Raw genomic sequence first — 3557 nt, forward strand, 5'->3', positions numbered from 1 at the left:
AACTCGCCATACGTCAACGACACATCCCCACACACCACCGCCACCGCACCCGGCACCGCACCCACACGCTCAGCAACCAACTCCACCACCGAACGGCCACCCGTACCCGCACCCGGCCCCGCCCACTCCCCCAGGGCAAGATCCCGCTCACGCGAATCCAGAAGAACAACCCGGGACAACGACTCCTCAGGAGCCGCAGCAACAACCCCAGCCAGGAACAACCAATGCCGACACATCCGCTCAACAGTCACCGCATCAAACAGATCGGTGCTGAACTCGACCACGGCTGCGAGGCCGCCGCTTTCGGTCTCCTGGAAGTGCAGGCCGAGCTCGAACTGCGCCGCCTGGCGCGGCACCGCGTACTCGGCGGCCTCCAGACCTCCGAGTTCGAAGGCGCCGGCCGGGGTGTTCTGCAGCGACACGAAGGCCTGGACCAGGGGGGTGCGGGAGGTGTCGCGTTCGGGGGCCAGCTCCTCGATGAGCCGGCTGAACGGCACGTCCTGGTGCGCGAACGCGTCGAGGACGGTGCCACGCACATCGTCCAGGAACTCGCCGAAGGTCTGCGTGTCGTCGATCCGGGACCGCATCACGAGCGTGTTGACGAAGAAGCCGACCAGGTTCTCCAGCTCCGTGCGCTCGCGTCCGGAGACGGCCGTGCCGACGGCGATGTCCTGCCGACCGCTGTACCGGGACAGCAGTAGCTGGGTCACCGCGGTCAGGGTCATGAAGAGGCTCGCGCCGTGCTCGTACCCCATGGTCTTCAGACGGTCGGCCAGCGCGGTCGGAACCTCGAAGGTATGCAGCGCGCCCGCCGAGGTACGGACCGCGGGACGCGGCCGGTCCGTCGGCAGCTCCAACGGCTCCAGACCGGCCAGCTTCCCCCGCCAGTAGGCGAGCTGACCATCCAGCGCGTCACCCGCCAGGTGCTCACGCTGCCAGACAGCGAAGTCCGGATACTGCACCGGGAGCTCCGGCAGGGCAGCGTCCTCCCCACGCACCGCGGCAGAGTAGAGCGCACTCAACTCACGGGTAACAACACCCATCGACCAACCGTCCGTGACGATGTGGTGCATCGACAGGACCAGCACGTGCTCCCGCTCCGTCAGCCGAGCGAGCAGCACTCGGACGAGGGGGCCGGTGCGCAGGTCGAACGGGGTGACGGCCTCGATCGCCAGGGTCGCGTCCAGGTCGTCGTGCGAGTCCAGTACGACGGTGCTGACGGGGACGTCGAGGTCCTGGGCCGCGTGGACGATCTGGACACCCCGGCCGTCGGCGGAGTCGAAGGTGGTACGCAGCGCCTCGTGCCGGGCGACGAGCCCCGTAAGCGCCGTACGCAGGGCGTCGATGTCGAGGTCGCCCGTCAGGCGCAGGGCGCCGGTGATGTTGTATTCGACGCCGTGGTGGTCGTAGTCGTGCAGGAACCAGAGGCGTTCCTGGGCGAAGGACAGCGGCAGCGGTCCGGTGCGCGGGACGGGGACCACGCCCGTCTCGGCGGCCGGTTCGCCGGCGGTGATCTGCCCGGCGAGGGCGGCGACGGTCGGGTGGTCGAACAGGGCCCGCGGCGACAGACCCGTGCCCAGCACGCCCCGGATACGGGAGACGACCTTCAAACTGGAGATCGAGTCACCGCCCAGCGCGAAGAAGTCCTCCAGGACACCGACCCGTTCGACGCCGAGAACATCGGCCCAGATACCGGTCAGGGCCTCCTCCACCGCCGTACGCGGAGCGACGTACTCCTCCACGGCCTCAACCTCGGGAGCCGGCAGCGCCTTGCGGTCCACCTTGCCGTTCACCGTCAGCGGCAGCTCGTCCAGCACGACGAACGCCGACGGAACCATGTACTCCGGCAACACGGACGCCGCGTGCTCCCGCAGAGCACCCAGATCCGTCTCCACGCCCTGGGCCGAAACGACATAGGCCACCAGACGCTTCACCCCGGGCCGGTCCTCACGGACCTGCACCGACACCACACCCACCGAAACATGACGGGCGAGAACGGTCTCGATCTCCGCGACCTCGATCCGGAAACCACGGACCTTCACCTGACCATCACCCCGGCCCAGGAAGTCCAGCCGGCCGTCCGCACGCCAACGCACCAGGTCACCCGTGCGGTAGAGGCGTCCGCCCCGGCCGAACGGATCGGCCACGAACCGCTCCGCCGTCAGATCCGCACGCCCGTCATAACCACGCGCCAGACCCGAACCACCCAGATACAACTCACCCGCAACACCCACACCCACCGGACGCATCGCCGCATCCAGAACATACGCACGGGTGTTGTCCATCACCTCACCCAGCGGAACCGATCCCCTGGAGACGTCTTCCTGGTCGAGCGGGCCGGAGACCGCGAAGGTGGTGGACTCGGTCGGTCCGTAGCCGTTGACGAGGACCAGGCCGGGGCAGGTCTCCAGCAGGCTGTGAGCCGCCGCGGCGGGGACGGCGTCGCCGCCGGTCCAGACCTCGCGCAGACCCGCGAAACACGCCGGGTCCTCCTCGACCAGGACGCCGAACAACGCAGCGGTCACCCACAACGCCGTCACACCCGACGCCACGGCATCCCGCACCACCGACGCACTCAGCTCCGCCTCGGCAACCACCACCGTGCCACCGTTCAGCAGCGGCACCCACACCTCGTACGTCGCCGCGTCGAACGAATGCGGCGAATGGAACAACACCACATCATGCGCACCTGACCGCCACCGACGATCGGACACCAGCGCCACGATGTCGTCATGCGTGACCGCCACACCCTTCGGCACACCCGTCGACCCCGACGTGAACATCACATACGCCAACGACTGCACCGGGACGCGCCGCGGCAGCGCCACCACGCCCGACGGAGCGGACCCGACAGCAAGCGCAGAAACCCCGCCGACCTCGGACACGTCCCGGTCCGTCAGCACCACACAGACCCCGGCCTGCGCCAGCACCTGCCGCAAACGCTCCTCGGGATACGAGGCATGCACAGGCACATAGGCCCCGCCGGCCTTCAGCACGGCCAGCATCGCGACGACCACGTCCGCCGACCGCTCCAGGAGCAGACCGACCCGCGACTCCGCACCCACACCACGCTCGATCAGAGCACCGGCCAGGCGGTCGGAGGCCAGGTCCAGCTCCGCGTACGACAACGACCGCCCACCACATCGCACCGCCACCGCGTCGGGGGCAGTGGCCGCACGGCGCGCGAACGCGGCCGCGACCGAGGCGTCCCCGGCCGGCTCTCCGCCGCCGTCGGCCCACCGCTCCACGACCAGGGATCGCTCCTCGATGCCGAGCAGCTCCAGATCGGCCAGCTTCGTCCCGGCGTGGCCGAGCAGCGTCGTGACGAGGTGCGCCAGGCGCTCCGCCATCCGTTCGGCCGTCCGCGTGTCGAGGAGGGCGGGGTCGTAGGAGAGGGTCATGTCGAGCCGGTCGCCGACAGCCGCGGCGATGAGAGTGAGCGCGTAGTTCGTCGATTCCTCGGCCCGCACACCACTGACCGACAGCCCACGCCCCTCAGCAGCCGCCTCGTCCACCGGATAATTCTCGAAAACAACCAGACTGTCGAAGAGCGAAAC

1 protein-coding gene is annotated in these 3557 nt (G+C 69.1%); it reads right to left on the bottom strand.

Annotated features, from left to right (window positions below):
• The coding region (locus ACFCV8_RS35735; RefSeq protein ID WP_376689725.1) for an amino acid adenylation domain-containing protein at positions 1-3557 on the bottom strand (3557 nt) is incomplete at both ends.

It is taken from the genome of Streptomyces sp. NPDC056347 (genome assembly GCF_042262625.1).
Taxonomy (GTDB): Bacteria; Actinomycetota; Actinomycetes; order Streptomycetales; family Streptomycetaceae; genus Streptomyces.